The 1,452-nt window shown below is 59.2% G+C and carries 1 protein-coding gene; it reads left to right on the top strand.

The window, feature by feature from the left end; all coding sequences use genetic code 11:
* Positions 1–68 precede the first annotated feature (68 nt).
* Positions 69–1,445, top strand: a complete 1,377-nt coding sequence (locus ACW4E8_RS40950; RefSeq protein ID WP_456809690.1) for an IS30 family transposase — start codon at positions 69–71, stop codon at positions 1,443–1,445.
* Positions 1,446–1,452: the final 7 nt, after the last annotated feature.

Genomic DNA, 1,452 nt, shown 5'->3' with positions numbered 1-1,452 from the left:
GGCGAAATCAACTGGTCGTCGCAACACCTTTAATCAAGGAGGTGTTTATGGGACGACCAGCGGGGTGGATGCAGAAGTTGACAGGGCGAGAAGCGATGCGTTCGCCAGGTGCGCCGTCGCATCGGCGTGAGACCGAACGGCGATTTTGGGAGCAAATCGCGACAGGGATTACAAGTGAGAAGGCTGCAGAGGCGGTTGGCGTGTCGCAGGCAGTAGGCACTCGCTGGTTCCGGCATAGTGGCGGCATGCCACTATTCATGTCGAGCCCCATATCCGGGAGGTACTTGTCGTTCGCGGAACGAGAAGAGATTGGGCTACTTTCGCTGCAAGGCGTAGGAGTACGCGAGATCGCTCGCCGTATTGGACGCAGCCCGTCAACGGTCTCCCGGGAACTGACACGTAACGCCGCGACTCGTGGCGGCAAGCTCGAGTATCGGGCTTCGGTTGCGCAGTGGAAGGCGGAACTGGTTGCCAAAAGACCCAAACCGTCGAAACTGGTGACTAACCCGCGGCTGCGCCACTATGTGCAAGAGCGTTTGGAGGGCAAGGTACGCACTGCGGATGGGGGCGAGATTTCTGGGCCTCGGCCATCGCAGTTCAAAGGGAGAAACAAACCGCATCGCGGTGACCGTAAATGGGTCAATGGCTGGTCGCCCGAACAGATTTCCAACCGGCTGCAGATCGACTTCCCGGATGACGAATCCATGCGCATCTCTCACGAAGCCATTTACCAGGCTCTCTATATCCAGGGCCGAGGTGCTCTCAAGCGCGAGTTGGTCAGCTGCCTGCGCACTGGGCGGGCGTTGCGCGTACCGAGAGCCCGGGCACAAGCCAAGACCTGGGCGCACGTTAGCGAGGATGTGATGATCTCTAGCCGTCCTGCAGAAGCGGAGGATCGTGCTGTGCCAGGGCATTGGGAGGGTGACCTGATCATCGGCCTGAACCGGTCCGCAATCGGAACGCTGGTCGAGCGATCAAGCCGATTCACCATGCTCGTCCACCTGCCTCGCGAGGAAGGCTACGGGCTGATCCCCAGGACGAAGAATGGCCCTGCACTGGCCGGCTACGGGGCTGTCACGATGGCCAACGCGCTCAAGAAGACCGTGGTGGACTTGCCTAGCCAGTTGTGGCGGTCATTGACTTGGGATCGTGGCAAGGAACTATCCGATCATGCTCGCTTCACCGTTGAGTCCGGAGTACAGGTGTTCTTCGCCGACCCGCACAGTCCATGGCAGCGTGGCACGAACGAGAACACGAACGGCCTTCTGCGACAATACTTCCCAAAAGGCACGGACCTATCACGGTGGAGCGCTCGAGAGATCCAAGCCGTTGCCAATGCACTGAATACCAGGCCGCGGAAAACGCTTGGTTGGAAGACACCCGCAGAAGCCCTGGACGAATACTTAAAATCTGTTCAACAATCTAGTGTTGCGACGACCGGTTGAATCCGCC

The sequence above is a fragment of the Cupriavidus sp. CP313 genome (assembly GCF_054072015.1).
Note: the sequence above shows the minus strand (reverse complement) of the source record. Positions and strands in the feature narration are given on the sequence as shown.